The 22,280-nt window shown below is 75.3% G+C and carries 12 protein-coding genes; 7 read left to right on the forward strand and 5 right to left on the reverse strand.

What is annotated here, in order from left to right; all coding sequences use genetic code 11:
• Positions 1–112: 112 nt before the first annotated feature.
• Complete coding sequence (locus UG55_RS00955; RefSeq protein ID WP_066061402.1) at positions 113–6,682, reverse strand: type I polyketide synthase; 6,570 nt, start codon at positions 6,680–6,682, stop codon at positions 113–115.
• A gap of 692 nt (positions 6,683–7,374) precedes the next feature.
• Here UG55_RS00955 and UG55_RS00965 point away from each other — a divergent pair.
• The 4 genes from UG55_RS00965 to UG55_RS00980 all read left to right on the forward strand — a co-directional run bounded on the left by UG55_RS00965 (position 7,375) and on the right by UG55_RS00980 (position 11,411).
• Entirely contained in the window at positions 7,375–7,818 is a 444-nt protein-coding gene (locus UG55_RS00965) for a hypothetical protein (RefSeq protein WP_066061408.1), read from the forward strand.
• 122 nt (positions 7,819–7,940) lie between these two features.
• Entirely contained in the window at positions 7,941–8,813 is an 873-nt protein-coding gene (locus UG55_RS00970) for a vWA domain-containing protein (protein ID WP_066061411.1), read from the forward strand.
• Complete coding sequence (locus UG55_RS00975; RefSeq protein WP_199864994.1) at positions 8,810–9,622, forward strand: hypothetical protein; 813 nt, start codon at positions 8,810–8,812, stop codon at positions 9,620–9,622. Before UG55_RS00970 ends, UG55_RS00975 begins: the two co-directional genes overlap by 4 nt.
• Before the next feature lie 82 nt (positions 9,623–9,704).
• The gene (locus tag UG55_RS00980) at positions 9,705–11,411 is read left to right on the forward strand and encodes an AarF/UbiB family protein (protein WP_066061416.1); all 1,707 of its coding nucleotides are present in this window, start codon (positions 9,705–9,707) and stop codon (positions 11,409–11,411) included.
• 433 nt (positions 11,412–11,844) lie between these two features.
• Here the strand turns inward: UG55_RS00980 and UG55_RS00985 are convergent, their stop codons facing one another.
• Positions 11,845–12,432, reverse strand: a complete 588-nt coding sequence (locus tag UG55_RS00985; protein WP_066061419.1) for a pyridoxamine 5'-phosphate oxidase family protein — start codon at positions 12,430–12,432, stop codon at positions 11,845–11,847.
• A 390-nt stretch (positions 12,433–12,822) separates the two neighbouring features.
• Here UG55_RS00985 and UG55_RS30960 point away from each other — a divergent pair.
• Positions 12,823–13,602 (forward strand): serine/threonine-protein kinase (locus UG55_RS30960; RefSeq protein WP_242423547.1); only part of this gene is annotated, 780 nt, incomplete at its 3' end.
• A 1,156-nt stretch (positions 13,603–14,758) separates the two neighbouring features.
• On the opposite strand, the gene UG55_RS00995 is transcribed toward UG55_RS30960, so the two are convergent.
• A complete protein-coding gene (locus tag UG55_RS00995; protein WP_066061425.1) occupies positions 14,759–16,084 on the reverse strand; it encodes a bifunctional o-acetylhomoserine/o-acetylserine sulfhydrylase in 1,326 nt (441 codons plus the stop codon).
• Positions 16,081–17,460 carry an isopenicillin N synthase family oxygenase gene (locus UG55_RS01000; protein WP_242423548.1) on the reverse strand — a complete coding sequence of 460 codons (1,380 nt, stop codon included), beginning with the start codon at positions 17,458–17,460 and terminating at the stop codon, positions 16,081–16,083. Before UG55_RS01000 ends, UG55_RS00995 begins: the two co-directional genes overlap by 4 nt.
• Positions 17,461–18,073: 613 nt before the next feature.
• Between UG55_RS01000 and UG55_RS01005 the strand changes: the two genes are divergently transcribed.
• Complete coding sequence (locus UG55_RS01005) at positions 18,074–19,369, forward strand: bifunctional o-acetylhomoserine/o-acetylserine sulfhydrylase (RefSeq protein ID WP_066061428.1); 1,296 nt, start codon at positions 18,074–18,076, stop codon at positions 19,367–19,369.
• Positions 19,366–20,613, forward strand: a complete 1,248-nt coding sequence (locus UG55_RS01010) for a homoserine O-acetyltransferase (protein WP_066061431.1) — start codon at positions 19,366–19,368, stop codon at positions 20,611–20,613. Before UG55_RS01005 ends, UG55_RS01010 begins: the two co-directional genes overlap by 4 nt.
• Positions 20,614–20,687: 74 nt before the next feature.
• On the opposite strand, the gene metK is transcribed toward UG55_RS01010, so the two are convergent.
• Positions 20,688–21,908 (reverse strand): methionine adenosyltransferase, encoded by a 1,221-nt coding sequence (gene metK / locus UG55_RS01015; RefSeq protein WP_066061434.1) that lies wholly within the window; start codon positions 21,906–21,908, stop codon positions 20,688–20,690.
• Between the last annotated feature and the right edge of the window lie 372 nt (positions 21,909–22,280).

The following is a 22,280-nucleotide window of genomic DNA, read 5'->3' on the forward strand; positions in this document are numbered from 1 at the left end:
CCGGTGCGGGTGCTCGACGTCCGCAAACGCGCTGATCTGCCGGATCGGCATTCCGGGCCTCCTCAAGGGAGGAAAGTGCCCGGTGCCGACCGCCTCGCCGCGCGTAACGGCCTCACCCGGCCGCGGCGCCGCCGACGGGGCTCCGCGCGGCCCGGCGCTCGCCGACACCTTCCAGCCAGGCGTGCACCGTGTCGGCGGTCGACCTCGCGTGCTCGTTCATCAGGGACTGGTGGTCGCCGGCGGCGTGCACCAGGTCGTAGTCGAGATCCCAGTCGTCGGCTCCGTCCCGCGGCAGGCCGCCCGATGCGGCACCGGTCGCGCCGATCGCACCCGCTCTCGACGCGCTGACCACTCCCGCTGCCGCGCCCGTCGAGCTCACCGTGGCCGCCGCGTCCGACCGGCCCGGTCCGGCCGCGGGGCTCCGCCGCGGCATGCCCGCGATCGCGCGCACCAGGACGATCGGAGTGCGCACCGGTGTCGGGCGCCATCCCTCGAACAGGTCCAGGTAGGCGCCCTGCGCGGTCACCTGAGCCTCGGTCATCAGGGCGAATGCCTGGTCGTTCACGGCGATGCCGCGCAGTTCCTCGGCGACGTCGGCCTCGGGAATGCGGTCGCCGGGCAGCCAGGTGTCGAGCAGGACGACAGCCGCGGCCGCCAACCCACGGGCCTCCAGCCTGGCGGCGACGGCATGGGCGAGCCAGCCGCCGGACGAATAGCCGGCGAGGGCGATCGGGACGTCGGCGAAATGTCTGGCCACCGTGTCGGCATGCAGGTCGACGACGAGGTCTGCCGAGGCGGGCAGCAGCTCGCCGTCACCGAAGCCGGGATGGGCGAGCGCGTGCACAGCCCGGCGGCCATGCAGGTGCAGCGCCAGCCGGGCGAAGGTGTGCGGCCCGGACGGAGCCACCATCGAGGGCAGGCAGACCAGCGCCGGCCGGGCCGGACCGGCCGCGAGGGTGACGGGCCGGGGCCGGCGGGCGAGCGCGTCGGGGGTGGTGAAGGTGGGCCGCAGCCGCGCGGCGGCCCGCAGCACCCCCACCCCCTCCACGAACCTGCCGTCGGCGCAGGCCTGGCGGTAGAGCGCCCGGACCCCGCCCGGCTCCGCGCCCGGTGTGGGTTCGCCCACCGGACCACGAGGCCCGGGCACCAGACCGTCCAGCCCGGTCCGCCTGCCCGGGCCGCGGCCGCCGGACCCGCCGGACCCGCCGGACCCGCCGGACCCGGTGGACCGGGCGTCCGGGACGCCGCCGGTGCCGTGGCGGGCCGGCCCGGCGAGCGGGCGGGGCCGGGCCGCGAGCAGTGCGGCGAGGTGCTCGGCGAGCTCGGCCACGGTGGGGTGCTCGAACACCACGGTCGTGTTCAGCCGCAGGCCGGTGGCCTCGGCGAGCCGGCGGCCCAGCCGCACCGAGGCGACCGAGTCGAAGCCGATCTCCAGGAAGCGCCGCTCGGTCTCCACCTCGGCCGCGTCGCCGTACCCGAGCACCCCGGCGACCTCGGCGCGGACGAGATCGAGCAGGGCGGGTGCGCGCCGCTCGGCCGGCAGCTGCTCGAGATCCTCCGTCAGGCCGGCGGTGCCGTCGGTGCGGGCCGCGGGGGCATCGGTGGCCGGGCCGGTGGTTGTGGTGACGGTCGTGGGGGCGGGCCGCGGGCCACCGGCGGCCGTGGCGGCGGCGATCTCGTCGAACAGCCGGGACGGCCGAGCCGCGGTGAAGACCGGCAGGAACACCTCCCAGTCCACGTCGGCGACGGTGCGCACGCTCGCGGCCGCGCCGCGTGCCGACCGGGTCAGGGCGGTGATGGCCTGGTCGGGCGGGAGCGGGCGCAGGCCCCGGCGCAGCAGGTAGTCGCGGCGGGCGGGTTCGGCGCCCATACCGGCCTCGGCCCAGGGTCCGTAGGCGAGGCAGACGGCCGGGAGACCGGCGGCCAGCCGCTGGGCGGCGAGGGCGTCGAGGTAGGCGTTCGCGGCGCTGTAGGCGGCCTGCCCGGCGCTGCCCCACGTCGCCGCGATCGAGGAGAACAGGACCAGGGGTACCCCGGGGGCGGCCTGGTGGATCCGCCCGGCGGCGCCGGCCTTCGGCCCGAGGACCGCCGCGATCTGGTCGAGGTCGAGTTCGTGCAGGGCGGCGGTGGGACCGATGACCCCGGCCGCGTGTACGACGGCGCCCAGCGGCGCGTCCCGGTCGGCGACGAGCTCGGCGACGAGCGCGGCCAGCTGGTCGCCGGCGGCGGCGTCACAGCGGCGCACCGAGACCTCGGCGCCGTGGGCCCGCAGCTCGGCGCCGAGCGCGGCGGCCCCGGGCGCGGCGGAGCCCTGTCGGCTGGCGAGCACCAGGCGACGGGCCCCGGCCCGGGCGAGCGCGGCGGCGATCCGGCCGCCGAGCGCGCCGGTGCCGCCGGTGATCAGCACGGTCGCGCCCCGCACGTTCCAGGAGTCCACGTCGACGCCCGCACCCGCGCCCGATCCTGACGCGGAGCCGGAGCCGGAGCCGGAGCCGGAGCCGTGACCGCGGCCGAGGCCGGCGCTCGCTACCGGTTCGGGGTCCGCGGCCTCCCGGACGAGGCGGGGCACGAGCAGCGCCGCGTCCCGCGCGGCGAACTGGTCCTCGCCGCACGGCGCCGTCAGCGCGGAACCGAGCAGGGCGAGCGCGGGGTCGTCCAGTTCGGTGGGCAGGTCGACCAGGCCGCCCCAGGCGGTGGGGCGCTCGAGGGCCAGGGTGCGCCCCAGCCCCCAGACCAGTGCTCCGGCGGGCTCCCGAACGGGGTCGTCGGCGCCGGTCCCGACCGCGCCCCGGGTCAGTGCCCACAGCGGCGCGGTCAGCCCGAGATCGTGGTGCGCCTGGGCCAGCGCACAGCTGAGCGCGAATCCGGTGGTGAGGTCCGGACGCTCCGGATGGTGGGTCGTGTCCAGCGCCAGCAGGGAGAGCACGCCGCCCTTCGCGGCGGCGGCGTCCGGCGGGGGGAGCACGCCCGGCTGAGCGCCCGGTTCGGCCCCCAGCGCGCCTGCCAGCCCGGAACCCAGCCCGGCGGCCAGTCGGGTCGCCAGCCGGCCGCGGTCGTCGTCCCGCTGGTCCAGCGCGATCTCGGCCACGGTTGCGCCGAGGCGTTCCAGCAGCCAGCAGACGCGCGAGACCTCCTCGTCGCGGACGCCGGCGGGCGGCCGCAGCACGACCCAGCGGCCGGCCAGCGGCGCGGGGCCCGGCGCGCCGGCGAGCGGCGGCGGGGCCGCGGCGGGCAGCTCGCGCCACACCGTGCGGTAGCCCGCCAGGTCCGCCAGGTCCGCCCGTGCGGGTCCGCCCGCCGCGGCGGCGGTGCGGAGGCCGGGTGTGGGCGCGGCCGGCTCCATCCAGTGCCGCCGCCGCTGGAAGGGGTATGTGGGCAGGTCGAGGTGGACCGGCCCGGTGAGCCCGGCCGGTGGGATGGCCCGCGGGTGGTTGGCCTGGTGCCAGGTGACGGGCACGCCGTGGGTGTACAGCTCGGCGAGCGCGCGGTGCAGCGCGGTCGGCTCCGGCAGCCGGCCCGCCGCGACGGTGACCTGGCAGGGGGGCCGGGTCCGCCCAGGCGAGTAGGCGGCTCCGCCCGAGCCCCGCTCGCCCGGCGCGGCGTGGATCTCGCCGGCGGCGGTGTCGAGGATGTGGGCGGCGAGGGTCGGCCGCGGCCCGATCTCGAGGTAGGCCGTCGGGTTCTCCCGCTGGCCGCGGGCGACCGCGTCGCGGAACCGGACGGGTTCGCGGATGTGCCGTACCCAGTAGCCGGGATCGGTCTGTGCCGGCTGGGTGCCCGGATCGCCGGTGAGACGTCCGGTCAGCGCCGAGACGACCGGGATGACCGGCGGGTGGTAGGTGAGGCCGCCCGCGACGGCGGCGAAGCTGCCCAGGACGGGGTCCATGTGGGCGGAGTGGAACGCGTGGCTCACCGCCAGCCGGCGGGTGGGCCGGCCGCGTCCGGCCCAGTGCGCCACCACGGCGTCGACGGGGCCCGGGTCGCCGGCGACGACGACCGACGCCGCACTGTTCACCGCCGCGATGTCCACGCGCCCGACCGGCCCGGGGCGTCCGCTCGGAACGGCCCGGTCGGCCTCGTGGGCCTCGTGGGCCTCGTGGGCCCGGAGGCCCAGGTGGGCCAGGGACTCGCGGACCTCCTCCTCGGTGGCGCTCACCGCCGCCATCACGCCGGGGCTGGCACTGCCCATCAGCCGGCCGCGGGCGGCGACCAGGGCGACCGCGTCGGGCAGCGTCCAGATACCGGCGACGTGGGCCGCGGTCAGCTCGCCGACGGAATGGCCGAGCACGAGCCGCGGAACGAGCCCGAACGCCTCCAGCAGGCGGAACAGCGACACCTGGTAGGCGAACAGCGCGCACTGGGTGTAGCGGGTCTCGTCGAGCAGGTCGGCGTGCCGGGTGCCCGGCGCGGCGAACATGAGATCGCGCAGCGGTTCGTCGAGGTGCGGGGCGAAAAGGTCGCAGATCTCGTCGAGTGCCCGGGCGAAGGTGGGGTACGCGGCGTACAGACCAGCGCCCATGCCGGGCCGCTGGCTGCCCTGCCCGGTGAACGCGACGACGGTCCGGGCGGCGCCGTGGTCGGCCACGGCGGTGCCGCGTACCAGCGCCGGGGTGGATCCCCCCGCGGCGAGGGTCGCCAGCGCGCCGGTGAGCCGCGCGGTCCGGTCCGCGGGCGGGCCGTCGAGGACGACCGCCGCGCGGTCGGGGAGGCCGGCGCGGGTGGCGAGGGAGTGCGCGACGTCCTCGCAGCGCAGCCCGGGACGACGGGTCAGGTGCGCGGCCAGGCGGGCCGCGTGCGCGCGCAGCGCGGCCTCGCCGCGGGCCGAGAGGACGACCGTCACCGGGGCGTCCCCGGCGGTGTCGGGCCGGGTGCGCGGGTAGGCGGCGGAGGCAGGTCCGTGCGCGGGCGGCTCCTGCAGGATGACGTGGGCGTTCGTCCCCGAGATCCCGAACGCGGAGACCGCCGCCCGGCGCGGACGGTCCCCGGCCGGCCAGGCGACCGGCTCGGTCAGGAGCTCGATCGCACCGCCGCTCCAGTCCACGTGCGGGGTGGGGCTGCCGATGTGCAGGCTGGCCGGCAGCGTCTCGTGCCGCAGCGCCTCGACCATCTTGATGACGCCCGCGGCACCCGCGGCCGCCTGGGTGTGGCCGATGTTCGACTTCAGCGAGCCCAGGTACAGCGGCCGGCGCGGGTGCCGCCCCGTCCCGTAGGCGGCGAGCAGCGCGCGGGCCTCGATGGGGTCGCCCAGCGGCGTGCCGGTGCCGTGCGCCTCGACCGCGTCGACGTCCCCGGGCCGCAGACCGGCACTGGCCAGGGCCTGCGCGACGAGACGTTGCTGGGACAGGCCGTTGGGCGCGGTCAGCCCGTTGCTGGCACCGTCGGAGTTCACGGCGCTGCCGGCGACGACGGCCAGCACCGGCAGCCGGCGCGCGCGGGCCTGGGAGAGCCGGGTGAGGACGAGGACGGCGGCACCCTCGGCCCAACCGGTGCCGTCGGCCGCGGCGGAGAATGCCTTGCACCGGCCGTCGGGCGCCAGCCCGCGCTTGCGGCTGAACTCCACCAGCATTGCCGGCGTGCTCATGAGGGTGACGCCGCCGGCGAGCGCCAGCTCGCACTCGCCGGTGAGCAGGGACGCCCGGGCCAGGTGGACGGCCACCAGCGACGCCGAGCACTGGGTGTCCACGGTCAGCGCCGGCCCCTCGAAGCCGAAGGTGTAGGCGACGCGGCCGGCCGTCACTCCCAGCGCGTTGCCGGTCAGCAGGTGGCCCTGCAGGTCGGCGGGCGCCTGGTGCCAGGCCGACCCGTAGTCCTGCAGGGACACCCCGGTGAAGACACCGGTCCGGCTGCCGCGCAGCGGGAGCGGGTCGATTCCGGCGTGCTCGAACGCCTCCCAGGACATCTCCAGCATCAGCCGCTGCTGGGGATCCATCGCGACGGCCTCCCGCGGGCCGATGCCGAAGAAGGGCGCGTCGAACAGGTCGATTCCGGGCAGGAAACCGCCACCGCGGGTGTAGCTCGTGCCGGGATGATCCGGGTCCGGGTGGTACAGGGCGGCGAGATCCCACCCGCGGTCCGCGGGCAGGTCCCCGATCACGTCCCGGCCCTCGGCCACCAGCTCCCACAGGGCCGCGGGGGAGTCCGCCCCCGGCAGCCGGCACGCCGCCCCGACGATGACGACCGGGTCGGTGCCGTGCTCAGCGCGTTCTCCGCGACCGCCGTGCCGGCCGTCGTGCCGGCCGTCGTGCCGGCCGTCGTGCCGGCCGTCGTGCCGGCCGTCGTGCCGGCCGTTGTCCGGGTCGATCGGGGGCGCCCACTGCGGGCCGGTGGTCCGGCGGCCCTCCCGCACCCCGAGGATCTCGGCACGCAGGAACGTCGCCACCGCCAGCGGATTCGGCCGTTCGAACAGCAGCGTCGCCGGCAGCGTGATTCCGCTCGCGCTGGCCAGCCGGGCACGCAGCTCGTCCGCGACCTGCCGGTAGACGCCCAGCGCGCGCCAGGGGGCCGCGCGGTCGACCGGGCCCGGGCCGCCGCCGGTGACGACGCCGATCTGGCCGGCGACCAGATCGAGCAGCACCTCCTCCTGCGCGAGCGGTGCCAGGCCGGCGAGCCGGGCCCGCCAGCCGGCGCGAACCTGCGCGGCGGGTGTCCCGGGCGGTGCCTGCTCCGGGTGGCTGTTGTCCATCGGAACACTCCTGACATGCGCGGGCGGTGCGGTGCGGTGCCGGGTCGGCGATTCCCGACTCCCGACTCCCGATTTCAGATGTCGTTCTCGTTCCCGGTCCGGCCGGCTGCCGAAAAGAATTCCACCGGGACGACGGCCGCAGCCGCCGGGAGCTCCGGCCGCTCCGAGTTCCCCGCCCGGAGTTCCGTCACCCGGGCGTCCGGGTGCCGTCGCGGGAATTTCCGTCCGGAGTCGTCGCGTCTCGGTTCGCCGGCCACGCCCCGCGCCGCCGGCGGTGCGGACCGGCGGGTCGCCACCGGCGAATCGTGCCTCACTGCGGCGGCGTGCTCAAAATAGGGATGGCGCCATCGGGCTAGGCGGAACGGGGATGGCTGTGGTCCTTCGGTATGGGGCGGGCAGGGCTTTGGTCGTATTACCGGGTGGTGCGGAGCACACTCGGGGGTGGTTGGCTGAACCGTTCGGGCTACTGGTTGGCACCGAAGGATTGTCGATTTCCCAACCGATCCGTAGTGTCGCTTTCCGCTGATGCCGGGCCCGCTGGTTCCGGTGGTTCCGGCGGCCGCCCCCGGCCGCCCCCGGCCGCCGCCGGTGCGCCGGAGCGGGTGGTCGCGGGATGTCCCGCACCGGTCCGCCGGCCCGGCACCGGTGCCGTCACGTCACCGCCGTCTCCCGACCGAGGATCGAGGACGCGCATGCGAAGGACCACCCCGCCCGCCGCCGGGCGCGACCGCGCGGCCCGCGCCACCGTGGCCGGTGAGGCCATGTCCGCCGAGCCCGGGCACACCCACCGACCGGACCGTGCCGCCCGGGAGGAGCGGGACCCGTGGGGTTCCTGGCCGCGGACGGGGGGCCGCCTCGTGCGGGTCCTCGGTCGGCTCGGAGCGGGACGTCTCGCGCAGCAGCGGTCCCGCATCGAGGTGGGCAACGACTGGCGCCGGTGCGGTTCCGGGGACGGCGGCTGCGGCGTGCTGCTGCCGCTGAGCCAGCCGACCTGCCCCCGCTGCGGCCGGACGAGCCGGGCGGATCTGGCGCCGCTGGACCGGCGACTCCCGCTGGAGGACGACGAACCGGGCGCGGGCCTGGTCGTGGTCCTGCCCGGGGCCGCGCACCCCGGCGGCCACCGTCCGGCCGGGTGAGTATCGACCCGGGCGGCCCGGGCCCGTGAAATTCGTCGGAAGGTGCTGCCGGATTACCCGGCGACGCCGTCGAACGTGGTCGGAACGTCTATCCGGCCGTGTGCTGTGAAACGATAAGGGATATGTACTCCGCCGAGATCAATCGCAAGCAGCCGGCGTGTCTGCTGCTCGTCATCGATCACTCGACGTCGATGGCCGAGACCTGGGCCGGTGGGACAATGAGCAAAGCCGATCAGCTCGCCCTCGCCGTGAATCGGCTTCTCGGTAACGCCGTACTGCTCTGCAGCAAAGGCGACGACCGGGTGTACGACTATTTTGAGGTAGGAATTCTGGGCTATGGTCGCGGGGTCGCGCCGGTCCTGTATGGTTCGAGTGTGAGCAGGCCGCTGCTGCCCATCAGCGAGGTCGCGATGAATCCGAACCGGGTGGATCACATCCTGCGGAAGGTGTCCGACGGCGCCGGTGGGCTGGTGGAGGTCCAGACGCCTATTCCGGCCTGGGTCGATCCGGTCGCGGACGGCTGGACGCCGATGGTGGAGGCGCTGCGGGTCGCCGCCTGGATCGTCGACGGCTGGTGCCGCCGGCACCCCGCCAGCTTCCCGCCGATCGTGGTGAACGTGACCGACGGTCAGAGCACGGATGGTGATCCGCGGGCGGCGGCCGGCCAGGTGCGGGCCGCGGGCACGGCCGACGGCGCCGCGCTGCTGTTCAACGCACACCTGTCCGCGGCGGGGCGCCGCGCGGTGACCTTCCCCGACAACCGCGACGACCTGCCGGACGAGTTCGCGCGGGCACTGTTCGACATGTCGAGCTTCCTGCCGCCCACCATGGTCGCCGCCGCCGACAGCCTCGGCTACCCGGCGAGCCCGGGCTCGCGGGGCTTCCTCTACAACGCCGATGTCACCGCGCTGATCGAGTTCCTCGACATCGGAACCCGCGCGGTGACGCCGACGGGTCTGCGCGATCTCACCGTCGGGCCGCGGTCGAGCGGATGACGGTGCAGTCCGTCGCGGTGCCGTCCCAGCCGGCCGCGCCGTCCGACATGGCCGCGCCGTCCGACCTGGCCGCGCCGTCCGACCTGGCCGCGCCGTCCCGGCTCGCGTCGTCCCAGCTCACGGCGGTGTCCCGCACGGTGGCGAAGCTCGGCCGGGACCCGTCCGAGAACGAGGACCGCGCCGCCGCCTGCGCCGAGCGGGGGCGGTTCGCGGTGGCGGACGGTGCGTCCACCTCGGCCCGGCCCGAGGTGTGGAGCCGGCTGCTGGTCGACGCCTATGTGCGCGAGTCGGTGGACCCGCTCGCCGCCGACGTGCTGCCCGGGCTGCGCGCGCGATGGTGGGCGGAGGTGAACCGTCCTGGACTGCCCTGGTATGCGCAGGCCAAGCTGCAGTCCGGCGCGGACGCTTCCTTCCTCGGACTCTCGGTGGACGTCGCCAACCGGCTGTGGACCGCCACCTGTGTCGGTGACTCCTGTGTGTTCCACCTGAGCGCCGGGCTGACCCGGGTGGCCGGGCCGGTCGAGCGCTCGACGGACTTCACCCGTTTCGCCCAGCTCGTCGGCAGCCGTGGGGAGTCCCTTCCGCTGCCCGTCGTCCTGAGCGGCACCTTCCACCCCGGCGACGTCTTCGTCCTGGCCACGGATGCGCTGGCGCAGTTCCTCCTGCGCGCCGGGGAGAACCGCGGGTGGATGCCCCCGCCGGGCTGGCTGGCGCAGACCGCCGCCCGGTTCACCCGGCTGGTCGCCGCCTACCGCCACCACGGCTGCCTGGTCAACGACGACACCATGATCTGTGTGGTGCAGACATGAGCACCTTCCGCGGACCGTCCGGCCGGCCCGCGCCGCCGGGCTGGCCGCGCCCGGGCGAGGGGCCGCGCGCGAGGGCGCGGGCATGAAACTGCCGACCCTGCTCGACTACCAGCAGGCAGTCCAGGTCCCACGGCTGGCGTTCCTGGACGACCAGCTCCGCCGGAGCGTGCCGCGGCTGACCCCGCTGGGCATGCCGGCCGTCGCCACCGGCGGCTTCGCTCTGACCTTCGACGTCAGCCACGCCGGCCGCCGCTACGCGGTGCGCTGCTTCCATCGCCACAGTGACAACCTGGAGCTTCGCTACGCCTGTATCGCGGATTTCGTCCGGTCGTCGGCGCTCGACTTCCTGGTCGGGGTCGACTATCTGCCCGCCGGAATCCGGGTGCGCGATCATTGCTGGCCGATCGTGCGGATGGAGTGGATCGACGGGGTCCGGCTCGACGACTGGGCCCAGGAGAACCTGGACCGGCCGGCCCGGCTGGACCGGGTCCGGGCCAGCCTGCACACCGCCGTCGCCGAGCTGCGGCGCCGCGGCGCCGCGCACGGAGATCTCCAGCACGGCAACATCCTGGTACTGCCGGACGCCTCCATCCGGCTGGTCGACTACGACGGGATGTACCTGCCCGCGCTGGGCGCGCTCGGCGCCTCGGAACGCGGCCACCGCAACTACCAGCACCCGGACCGGTCGAACCAGTACGACGTGACGCTCGACCGGTTCGCCCAGGAGGTGATCGCGGTGTCGCTCGCCGCGCTCGCCCGCGACCCGGGTCTGTGGCGCGAGTTCAACACCGGCGAGAACCTCATCCTCTCCGCCGCGGACTTCGCCGATCCGGCGTCCTCCGCGCTGTTCGCCCGGCTGGAACGGATGCCCACGGTCGGGGCGGCCGCCCGCCGGCTGCGTGACGCCTGCCTGGTGGACTACGAGGACGCGGCGGCGATTCTCGACGCCGAGGCGCACGTGCGCTACGAGGGGGCGGGCCGCGGTGGCCCGGTCCACCGGCGCGGCCGCCGCCCGGCCGCCGGCGCCGCCGGCGCCGGCGGCTCCGGCTCGGGTGTGTCCAGCCCCGGCGGTGTGGGCCGGGGGGCCGCGGTGGGAGTGGTCAGCACCGTCTCCGCGGCCCGGTACCTGCGCACCCGGCCGCTGCGGGCGGCGCCGCTCGCCGGGCCCGCGGGCCTGGCCGCGCCCACCGTCCTGTCGGCGCTCGACCGGGCCGGCCTGCTGGCGCGCCGGGGCGCGGAGACGATGGTCGTCGGCCGGGTCGTCCGGGTGCGCCAGTACCGCCGGACCGGGGCCGTGACCGTGCTGGACTTCGGCAACGGGCCCGGCGGGGGCTTCCACGTCGTGGGGTGGGACCGGGTCAGTCGCGAGCTGGTCGCGACGTACGGTGATCTGATGGCCCTGGAGGGGGCCTGGGTGCGGGTGACCGGCCAGATCGCCGCGGACGACCGAGGCAGCCTGGACCGCGGGAGCGGTGGCTGGGCTCCGCCGGAGTCGAGCTGGTCCCCATCGGAGGCGGACGGGGACCTGACCCGCCCGGCCCGGCCCTCCCGCCCCGCCGGGGTGTCGCGTTCCCCCCGGCTTGAGCTGCGCCGCGGAAGCCTGCTGCGGGTCCTGACCGAGCGGGAGGCCGGCAGCCTGCTGCACCGCCCGGGCACCGTGCCCGCCGCGCCCGCCACCCGGTCGGCCTTCGGGTCCGGTCCGGTGCTGCCGCCACGCCGGCCGGTGCTGCCGCCCCCGGTCCCCGGGCCGGCGGCGGCCCGGCCCGGGCTGTGGCCGGGGTGGAGCTGACCCGGCGCGAACGTGCCGGTGCCGGCCCGGATGGGCCGCCGACCTCGAACCGTCTCGAACCGTGATCGTCGGCGCCGGACGAGGATGGCGGCGAGCCACGCAAAACGGACGAACTGTTTGTTTTCAGGGGAAAATATGTGTTTCGGGATGTGTCGGGCGCCGGGGTGGCGGGCGGCTGGCCGGCCCGCGTCCGTCGGCGAGGCGGACGGACGACGGGCGGGCGAGGCGACCGCTTCGCGGGTGGCGGCAGCCCCGGGACGTCTTCCTGATGACGGCCGTCCCTGCCCCGACGGCCGTTCCGGCGGGCAGGACGACGCCGCGGCGCGGAGCTCCGGCCCCGCGCCGCGGCGGGTCACCCGACCAGGCCGGCGCCTCGAACGCCCGCTCGAACGCCCGCTCGGCCCCGCGCCCGCCCGGCCCCGCGCGGGCGCGGTCAGTGCGGGAGCGGCGGTAGGGGGAGCGGGAGTGCGGGCAGCCCGTCGATGCTCGTGCGGTTGTGGACGGCCCGCTCGCAGTAGGCGGCGAACTCGTCCTCACCCTTGCGGTCGAAGTACCGGGTGTGCAGGTCGCGCTCCTGCTGATACTCCATCAGCGGGACGGCGTAGCCGCAGCTGTCGCTGACGGTGCGGGCCCGCACGACGATGATCGACCGCAGCCCGCCCGCCTCCGTCTGGCCGGTTGGGAACCGGGCGAGCAGGTCGGGCCAGCGCGGGTCGTCGCGGAACACCGGCTCGCCCTCGCCGTGGATCCGGAGGATCTTCGGCGGTCCGTCGAAGGCGCACCACATGAGCGTGATGCGGCGGTTCTCCCGCAGGTGCGCGATGGTCTCCGCGTGGCTGCCGCCGAAGTCCAGGTAGGCGACGGTCAGCTCGTCGAGGACGGTGAGCGACCCGTCCCGTCCTTTCGGGGAGAGGTTGATCCGGCCGTCGGCGGAAAGCGGCGCCGACGCCACGAAGAAGAGCTTCTGGGCCTCGATGAACTCCCGCAGCCGATCGTCGATCCGCTCGTAGGTCCGTCCCATGCCCGGAGTATCCACCGCGGCGGGGACGGCGGGCGTGCCTTCGCCCGCCCGAACCACTTCCCGCCGGCGCCGAGGTGGTGTGTGGGTAGCCGGGCGCTCACCGCGTATCTAGCTGTGGGGGATCGGACCTGCCACCCGCACACGGCGGAAACGGCTCCGCCGAGCGCGGCGCTGGCGCGGCTCTCCGGGGCGCGTCCGTGGGAAGCGCGTCCGTCGAAGTGGGTCCGTCCGAAGTGGGTCCGTCGAAGTGGGTCCGTCCGAAGTGTGTGTGCTCGAAGTGCGGCTGTCCGAAATCGAAGTGCCCTGTCCGATCACGAACGATCCGGTGGTGACCGTGTACCCGTCCGACCAGCACGCACAGGCGACTCCCGGCCGGGGGAGCTGGTCTCGTTGAAGCCGCTGCGGGCCGGTGATCCGCTTGTCGTCGGTCCGTACCGGCTGGCCGCCCGTCTCGGCAGTGGCGGGATGGGCGTGGTGTACCTCGGTGTGGACGGCCGTGGGCGGCAGGGTGCCGTGAAGGTGCTGCGCGACGAGCACCTGGAGGACGAGGGCTTCCGCCGGCGCTTCACCCGGGAGGCGGCCGCGATCGCCTCCATCGACAGCCCGCGGGTGGCTCGCCTGCTGGACGCCGAGCCGGACGGCGACCCGCCGTGGATCGCCACCGAGTACGTCCACGGGCCCACCCTGCTGCACGCCGTCACCGCGGACGGGCCGCCCGGGCCGGAGGGGCTGCGCGCGCTGGCTACCGGGCTCGCCGAGGCGCTGCGCGCGATTCACGACGCGGACGTGGTCCACCGCGATCTGAAGCCCAGCAACGTGATCCTGGCCGCGGACGGCCCGACGGTGATCGACTTCGGGATCGCCGCCGGCCTGCCGGGCACGATGACCGCCTCGGGGGTGGTGCTGGGCAGCATCGGCTACATGGCCCCCGAACTCATCTCCGGCGATGTCCGGCCGGGCCCGGCGGCGGACGTCTTCGGCTGGGCGCTGACGGTCGCCTTCGCCGCGACCGGGCGCGCCCCGTTCGGGGACGGCCCCCTGCAGGCGCTCGTGCTGCGCACGGTCCAGGGCGCCGCGGATATCGACGGGGTGCCGGAGGATCTGCGGCCGGTGGTCACCACCGCGCTGCGCACCAGGCCGGAGCTGCGTCCCGCGGCCGCGGACCTGCTGNGATGGCTGCTCACAGGCACCCCCCCGGTGGATCTCGGACCCGACCCGGCCGCCGAGCCCGCCGCCGCCGAGCCCGCCGCCACCGCCGCCGCCACCGAGCCCGCCGCCACCGAGCCCACCGCCACCGAGCCCACCGCCACCGCGGCCGCCGCGAACCCGGCCGAGCCCGCCGCCCGGCGCGCCGGGCTGGTCAGCGCTCGTCGCCGGGACGAGGCACTGATGTTCCTGGATGTCGTCACCGGCAGCGACGAGCCCGCGCCGGACGGCCCGGGGCGGGCGCCGGCCGCCCACCCGGACCCGGATGCCCGGGATTCGCCCGGCCGGCCCGCGTGGCGCCGGCGGGCGCCCGCGGTGGGGCGCCGGCTGGTGCCGGCCGCCGGGGTCGTGGCGATCGTCGCCGCGGCTGCCGGGGTCGGGGTGGGCCCGGGCGACGTGCTGGGTGACGCCTTCGGGATGACGCGGTCGAGCAGTGCCGCCGGCCAGGGCGACCTGTGGAAGGGCATCGCCGACGGGGCGGACGCGGCCTCCACCGCGGCGCCCGGCGACCGCGGCGGCCGGCACCGCGCCGCCGTGGAGACACCGCCCCTGCCGGAGCCGGAGCCGGCTGTGGATCAGGGAGCCGTCGTCTCGGTGGAGGCGGCCACCCGGTCTGCCTGGCACGGCCGTGGTGCCCGTGCCGGTACGGGCGCCGGCGCGGGCGTGCGCGGCCCGGAGGTGACCCTGCCCCGGGTCGACGTCGAGGTGAAGGCGGACGTCGACGCCGGCCGGGTCCTCGCGGCCTTCGGGCCGGTCCAGGTCAGGCTGAGTGACCTGGCTGATCCGGGCGCGCTGGCCTGGCAGTGGACCTGCCCGCTCGAGCGGACCGCACTGGCCGCCGGCTGCGCGGCCCCGTCGCTCGCCCAGCCCGAGACGCCCACCATGGTGCTGTCGCGGGCCGCCGGGCTCCTCGGCGGCTCGGCCGTACCGGTGACGCTGCCGGCGCAGGCGCCCCGGTCGTTGCCCGGTTTCGCGCAGCGGCTCGCCTGGTAGCCGCCGGGTACTCCCGAAGTGTCACCGTCGGTCACGAACTCAAGATAGTCAACAACGTTGACGACCTCCCGTGACCAAAATGATCATGATGGCCCGAAGGATGGCCCGGGAGGTGGCGCCGGTCGGGTCAACCCGCCGCCCGGAAGGCGCGGTCGAGATCAGCCAGGATGTCGTCGATGCCCTCGATGCCGACCGACAGCCGGATCAGCTCGGCGGGCACGCCGCTGGCGGCCCGCTCGTCCTCGGTCAGCTGGGCATGTGTCGTCGAGGCCGGGTGGATCGCCAGCGAGCGGGCGTCCCCGATGTTCGCCAGGTGGCTGTGCAGGGTGAGGGCCTTGATGAAGGCGGGGCCGCGGTGCGGTCCGTCGCGCAGCCCGAAGGCGACCACCGCCCCCGCGCCGCGGGGGAGGTAGCGCGCCGCCGCGCCGTGCCACGGGCTGTCCGGCAGGCCGGGATAGGCGACCGCGGTGACGTCGTCGCGGGCCCGCAGCCACTGCGCCACCCGCAGGGCGTTGGAGCTGTGCCGGTCCATCCGCAGCGACAGGGTCTCGACCCCCTGTAGCAGCAGGAAGGCGTTCATCGGCGAAATCGCGGGACCCAGGTCGCGCAGCAGCCGGGCCCGGGCGCGCAGGATGTAGGCCGTCTCGGGGAAGGCTTCGAGGAAGACCAGGCCGTCGTAGGCGGGGTCCGGCTCGGTGAAACGGGGATAGCGGCCGTTGCCCCAGTCGAAACGCCCGCCGTCGACGATGACGCCGCCGATCGACGTGCCGTGCCCGCCGATGAACTTCGTCAGCGAGTGCACGACGATGTCCGCGCCGTGCTCCAGCGGACGGGCCAGGTAGGGCGAGGCCAGGGTGTTGTCGACGATCAGCGGGATCCCGGCCTCGTGGGCGACGGCCGCGACACCGGCGACGTCGAGCACGTTCCCGCGCGGGTTGCCGATGATCTCCCCGTAGAACGCCGCGGTGTTCGGCCGCGCGGCGGCCCGCCAGGCGTCGAGGTCGTCGGGGTCGTCGACGAAGGTCGTGGTGATGCCGAGCTCGGCCAGCGTGTGGCGGAACAGCGCGTAGGTCCCGCCGTACAGGGATGACGACGAGACGATGTGGTCGCCGGCGGAGGCCACGTTGAGCAGGGCCAGGGTCTGCGCGGCCTGCCCGCTGGCCGTCGCGAGCGCGGCCACGCCCCCCTCCAGGTCGGCGATGCGCTGTTCGAGCACGTCCTGGGTGGGGTTGACCACCCGGGTGTAGGTGAAGCCCGTCTCGGTCAGGGCGAACAGGCCGGCGGCCTGCTCGGAGTCGGTGAAGACGAACGAGGCGCTCTGGTAGATCGGCACGGTCCGGGCGCCGGTCGCAGGGTCGGGCCGGGCGCCCGCGTGGATCTGGCGGGTCTCGAACGACCACCCCGCCGGGCCGCGGGCATCCGCCGTTCCGCGGGAGTCCGGTGCCGCGGTCACCGGGCGGTCCCGGTGGGTGCGGTGGGCGCGGTGTGGTCGGCCTGGGCGAGGTCGGCGGCTGTCAGGTCGGCAGCTGTCAGGTCGGCGTAGTGGCGGCGGGTGACCTCGGGATGGCTGCGCAGCCAGCTCTTCAGGGTGTTCATCCCATGCTGGGCGAAGATCGGGTTGTCCGGGTCGGGGGGGCCGGCGTCGGGGATCTCGGCGAGCAGGTCGGCGGGGAGCGGCACAGGTGTGACGGTGGCTGACAGGGACGGCCCGAAGAAGAACGCCACGGACACCCTTTCGTGGCCCGGCGGTGGGCTTGTCACCCGGTGGACCGTTGCCTGGTAGTAGCCGGCGGTGGCCAGTTCGAACATCTCGCCGATGTTGACCACGAACGCCCCCGGCAGCGGCGCCGCGTCGATCCACCGGCCGGGGCCGTCGGCGACCTGCAGCCCCGGCCCGGCGGCGGGGAGCGTCCCGGGCGGGCCCGGTGGTGCGTGCAGGGGCCGCAGCTCGTCCTGCAGGACGAGGCTCAGGAAGCCGCCGTCCTTGTGCGCGCCGACACCCTGTCCGTAGCCGCTGGGGGGTCCGCCGGGTGCGGAGGGGGCGTCGCCCGGTGCCGCGGCGGCGTCGCCCGGTGCGGCCAGGTAGCGCAGCAACTTGAGGTGCGAGCGGGGATCGGTCGCATAGGTGGCGTCCAGCTGCCCGGCCGGCAGCCCGAGCGACTCCGCCAGCGCGTGGACGAGGACCCGGGCCAGGCCGCCCAGCTCGGCCAGGTACTTCTCCACCGCCGGACGCAGCGCGGGAAGCGCCGCCGGCCACTGGTTCGGCCCGTCCAGGCGCAGGTACGGAGGATCGCCGGGGCCCAGTGCCCGGGGTGGCCGCTCGTCACCGATGTCGATCTGCTCGCGCAGGTCCGGGCGGCCCCGGGTGATCTCATGGCCGAACCGGGTGTAGCCGCGGAAGTGTGCGGAGTGGACGTTCTCGATCTCCAGCTTCGCGGCGGCCGGCAGGCGGAAGAACTCCCGGCTGACCCGCAGGATGTCCTCGGCCAGCGACGGCGGTACGCCGTGGCCGACGAGCTGGAAGAACCCCGGGTCGCGGCAGGCCGCCCGCAGCGCGGCGAGGAAGTCGGCGCGGTCGGCGGGCCGCGCCGGCGCGGTGTACCGGCGCAGGTCGAGCACGGGAAGGCAGCCGCGGCCCGGACCGGGGCCGGGGCGGTCCCGGTCCGGGGCCCTCCGAGTGGACCGGTGCCGAGTGGACCGGTGCCGGTCGGCCCCGTCCTGGTCGGCCCCGTCCTGGTCGGGGAGGTCGGGCATGCTGGCGCTCCCGTCGCGGCGAGTCGGGCGGTACTTCGGGCTCTTCTCGATCGGGTAAATGTAGTTGCTGCGCACCCCCGTCGTCCTGGGTGCGGTGTCGCCGGAAGTACTTTCCGTGGTGTGAGGTGGATCACTTGCCGGGTGCATTGTATGCCGTGTGCCGGACGTGTTTCGGTGCGGAAATGCCGAGGCCGCTGATGCTGGTGCGTCGGGAACACATCGATCTGCTCCGGGTCACCTCGGCGGCCTGTACCGGGGCCGCCCGGGCCGGCGGCTGAGGGCGGACCGCCGCTGTCCTGACTGCCGCCGTGCCCCGCCGCGCCCCGCGGCGCTGATCGCTGAGCCGGCAGGCCCCGGCCCGGCCGCCCGCTTCGCGTCCGGGCCGTCACCCGGAAATGCCGGGGCCGGGCGTGTATCCCGGCAACCGGCGCCCGTGCGCGTCATCCTTTCTGGCGACGCCGGCCAACGTGCCCTGACTCCGCCCCGGCTGGCAGTCGGCGACCAGGCAGTCGGCCGCCGGACAGTCGGTCGGGCTCCCGCCCCCGCAGATACCAAGATCTGTTCGAGATCCACCGCTCGCCCGGGGTCAGCCCCGGCCGTTCCTGCGTTCAGCAGTGTTCAGACCCGACTGCCGCGGGCGCCGTCTCGACGGCCCGGCCCGCGCAACCGCCCGAGGGGGACTTCCGCCATGACCGAGCCGACCTGGTCGTTCGAGACGAAGCAGATCCACGCGGGCGCCCAGCCCGATCCGACGACCGGCGCGCGGGCCGTGCCGATCTACCAGACGACCAGCTACGTCTTCCGCGACACCGATCACGCGGCGGCCCTGTTCGCGCTGGGGGAGCCGGGCAACATCTACACCCGCATCATGAATCCCACCCAGGACGTCTTCGAGCAGCGCATCACCGCCCTGGAGGGCGGTGTCGGGGCGCTCGCGACCGCCTCCGGCCAGGCGGCGGAGAGCCTGGCGATCCTCAACCTGGCCGAGGCCGGGGACCACATCGTGAGCTCCGCGAACCTCTACGGCGGGACGTACAACCTGTTCCACTACACCCTGCCGAAGTTCGGGGTGTCGGTGTCGTTCGTCGCGAACCCCGACGACCTGGACGAGTGGCGGGCCGCCGTCCGGCCGGAGACGAAGGCCTTCTACGCCGAGACGATCGGCAACCCGCGGTCGGACGTCCTCGACACCGAGGGGGTCGCCGGGGTCGCGCACGAGGTCGGTGTGCCGCTGATCGTCGACAACACGCTGGCGACGCCCTACCTGTACCGGCCGTTCGAACACGGGGCCGACATCGTCGTCCACTCGGCGACGAAGTTCATCGGCGGGCACGGCACGTCCATCGGCGGGATCATCGTCGACGGCGGCCGCTTCGACTACGGCGCCAGCGGCCGCTTCGCGAACTTCACCACCCCGGACCCGAGCTACCACGGGCTCGTCTACTGGGATGCGCTCGGTCACGGCAGCTACATCGCCAAGGCCCGGGTGCAGCTGCTGCGTGACCTGGGCCCGGCCGTCGCGCCGCTGAACTCGTTCCTGTTCCTGCAGGGGCTGGAGACCCTGTCGCTGCGGATGGAGCGGCACAGTGACAACGCCCTGCGGGTCGCTCAGTGGCTACAGGCCCGCGACGAGGTCAGCTGGGTGGCCTATCCGAAGCTGGAGACGTCACCGTGGTACGAGCGGGCCAGTCGGGTGCTCCCGCGGGGTGCGGGCGCGGTGCTGGCGTTCGGCATCGCCGGCGGGGCGTCGGCCGGCCGGAAGTTCGTCGAGGGGCTTGAGCTGTTCAGCCATCTCGCCAACATCGGTGACGTCCGCTCGCTGGTCATCCATCCGGCGACGACCACGCACTCCCAGCTCACCGAGGCCGAGCAGGCGGCCACCGGCGTCACCCCGGATCTGATCCGGCTGTCGGTGGGCATCGAGGGCATCGACGACATCCTCGCCGACCTCGACGCCGGTTTCCGCGCCGCGAAGTCCGGATGACCGCCCGGCCGCGCCAGCCGGCCACCGCCCGCACCGGTGGCCGGGCCGGCCAGCCGGAACCTCGCCGGCCCGCGCCCCCGTCCGGCTCCGCGCCCGCGCCCGGCTCCGCGCCCGCGCCGGCGTTCGTCGGTCAGCGGGAGCCGCGCCCGGCGGGCGTCGCCTGGCGCCCCGGCGACCCGGTGGGCCAGCGCCGGTTCGTCACGCATGCGCGGCCGGTGCCGCTGGAACGCGGTGGTGCGCTGCCCACCGTGACGGTCGCCTACGAGACGTGGGGGCAGCTGGCCCCGGACCGGTCGAACGCCGTGCTGGTGCTGCACGCGCTCACCGGCGACAGCCACGCCGCCGGCCCGGCCGGCCCCGGCCACCTCACCCCCGGCTGGTGGGACGCCATGGTCGGCCCGGGGGCCGCGCTCGACACCGACCGGTACTTCGTGGTCTGCCCGAACGTCCTCGGCGGCTGCCAGGGGACGACCGGGCCGGCGTCCGCCGCGCCCGACGGCCGGGCCTGGGGCAGCCGCTGGCCGGAGATCACGGTGGCCGACCAGGTGCTGGTCGAGGCACTGCTCGCCGATGAGCTGGGCATCGCCCGCTGGGCGGCGGTCGTGGGCGGTTCGATGGGCGGCATGCGGGCGCTGGAGTGGGCGGTCGCGTTGCCCGAGCGGGTCGGGCGGGCCGTCGTGCTGTCCTGCGGCGCGGCGGCGACCGCGGAACAGATCGCGCTCTACGCCACCCAGCTCGCGGCGATCCGGGCCGACCCCGGCTGGCACGGCGGCGACTACCACGACCTCCCGCCCGGCTCGGGACCGCACACGGGGCTGGCCCTGGCCCGGCAGATGGGCCAGATCAGCTACCGCAGCGAGGCGGAGTTCGCCGACCGCTTCGGCAACCGGGTGCAGGCGGACGGCCGCTACGCCGCCGCCTCCTACGTCGAACACCACGGGGTGAAGCTGACCCGCCGTTTCGACGCCGGAACCTACGTCACGCTGACGGCCGCGATGATGAGTCAGGACGTCGGCCGCGGCCGCGGTGGTGTGCCGGCGGCGCTGCGCGGTACCCGGACGCCGGTCACCGTGGCCGGCGTCGACAGTGACCGTCTCTACCCGCCGCGCTTGCAGGCCGAGCTCGCCCGGCACCTGGGCACCGAGCTGCGCCTGGTCTCCTCCGGCTCCGGGCACGACGGCTTTCTGCTGGAGTCCGCGGCGGTCGGACGGATCGTGCGCGAGGCCCTGGCCGCCGGCCCCTGAGCCCGGCGGCGTCCGCCGGGCTCGGGGCGTCGCGATCAGCGCGTCGCGATCAGGGTGTCGTGACCGGGCGCCGATCAGCCGCCGGCGGCCGTGCGCAGCGCGTCGGCGCGGTCGGTGCGCTCCCAGGTGAACTCGGGCAGCGAGCGGCCGAAGTGCCCGTACGCGGCCGTCCGGCGGTAGATGGGGCGCAGCAGGTCCAGGTCGCGGATGATCGCGGCCGGGCGCAGGTCGAACACGGCGTCGACCGCCTGCTCGATCCGCTCCACCGCGACCTGCTCGGTGCCGAAGGTCTCCACGAACAGGCCGACCGGCTCGGCCTTCCCGATCGCGTAGGCGACCTGGAGCTCGGCGCGTCGGGCCAGGCCCGCGGCGACCACGTTCTTGGCGACCCAGCGCAGCGCGTAGGCCGCCGAGCGGTCCACCTTGGAGGGGTCCTTGCCGGAGAACGCGCCGCCGCCGTGCCGGGCGTACCCGCCGTAGGTGTCAATGATGATCTTTCGCCCGGTGAGCCCCGCGTCTCCCTGCGGGCCGCCGACCTCGAACCGGCCGGTCGGGTTCACCAGCAGCCGGTACCCGTCCACCTCCAGGCCCAGGCTCTCCTCCGCGAGCCGCTTGAGCTCGGGCTCGATGACCTGGGCGCGGATGTCGGGAATGAGCTGGCGCTCCAGGTCGAGGCCGGCGGCGTGGTGCGCGGAGACGACCACGGTGTCGAGCCGGGCCGGCCGGTCGCCGTCGTACTCGATGGTGACCTGGGTCTTGCCGTCGGGGCGCAGGTAGGGGAGCACCCCGTCGTGCCGGACGCGGGCGAGCCGCTCGGCCAGCCGGTGCGCCAGGGTGATCGGCAGCGGCAGCAGGTCCGGGGTCTCGTCGGTGGCGTACCCGAACATGATCCCCTGGTCGCCGGCCCCCTGCCGGCCGAGGGAGTCGGCGGCCGCGCCGCCGCCGGCCGCGGCCTGCCGGGCCTCGTAGGCGTGGTCCACACCCTGGGCGATGTCGGGGGACTGGGCGCCGATCGACACCAGCACACCCACGTTGTTCCCGTCGAAGCCGGTGGCCGCGTCGTACCCGATGTCGGTGAGCGTGCGCCGCACGACCCCGGTGACGTCGATGTGTGCCTTGGATGTGACCTCACCGGCGACATGCACGTGCCCGGTGGTCAGCAACGTCTCCACGGCGACCCGGGAGGTCGGGTCCTGAGTGAGGTAGGCGTCCAGCAGCGCGTCGCTGATCTGGTCGGCAAGCTTGTCCGGATGGCCCTCGGTGACGGATTCGGAGGTGAACAGACGACGGGGCATTCCTACCTGCTTTCTGTTTCCGGGTGGGTGCCGGTGGTGCGTGCCGTGCCCGGCGGGGCCATCGGCATGTCGGACGGTGAGTTCTGGGTGGCAGTGGGTGATCACCCTGGTGCGGGCGAACCTGTGCCGGATGGACAACATGGGCGAGGCGGCCGGTGGCCGATGATCAACCTGGGGGGCCCGGTGAGGGGCCGGGTGAACGGACGGAGGCGGGGGCTGCCCGCGACCGCCCCGGGCCCACGCGGCGGGCTCCGGGCGTTCGAGCAGGCAGGGTACCCGCCGAGGGACGGTTGCGCGGTGAGCCGCTCCGCGCGGGGGTTGCCGTGGCGGACGCTGCACGGGGAGCCCCACTGCGCGCCCTGGAACTCGGGC

It is taken from the genome of Frankia sp. EI5c (genome assembly GCF_001636565.1).
GTDB lineage: Bacteria > Actinomycetota > Actinomycetes > Frankiales > Frankiaceae > Parafrankia.

Excerpts from the sequence above, each read along its gene's own strand:
- UG55_RS00955 (WP_066061402.1), bottom strand. The coding sequence starts at position 6,682 with ATGGACAACAGCCACCCGGAGCAGGCACCGCCCGGGACACCCGCCGCG.
- UG55_RS00965 (WP_066061408.1), top strand. The coding sequence starts at position 7,375 with ATGCGAAGGACCACCCCGCCCGCCGCCGGGCGCGACCGCGCGGCCCGC.
- UG55_RS00970 (WP_066061411.1), top strand. The coding sequence starts at position 7,941 with ATGTACTCCGCCGAGATCAATCGCAAGCAGCCGGCGTGTCTGCTGCTC.
- UG55_RS00975 (WP_199864994.1), top strand. The coding sequence starts at position 8,810 with ATGACGGTGCAGTCCGTCGCGGTGCCGTCCCAGCCGGCCGCGCCGTCC.
- UG55_RS00980 (WP_066061416.1), top strand. The coding sequence starts at position 9,705 with ATGAAACTGCCGACCCTGCTCGACTACCAGCAGGCAGTCCAGGTCCCA.
- UG55_RS00985 (WP_066061419.1), bottom strand. The coding sequence starts at position 12,432 with ATGGGACGGACCTACGAGCGGATCGACGATCGGCTGCGGGAGTTCATC.
- UG55_RS01005 (WP_066061428.1), top strand. The coding sequence starts at position 18,074 with ATGACCGAGCCGACCTGGTCGTTCGAGACGAAGCAGATCCACGCGGGC.
- UG55_RS01010 (WP_066061431.1), top strand. The coding sequence starts at position 19,366 with ATGACCGCCCGGCCGCGCCAGCCGGCCACCGCCCGCACCGGTGGCCGG.
- metK (WP_066061434.1), bottom strand. The coding sequence starts at position 21,908 with ATGCCCCGTCGTCTGTTCACCTCCGAATCCGTCACCGAGGGCCATCCG.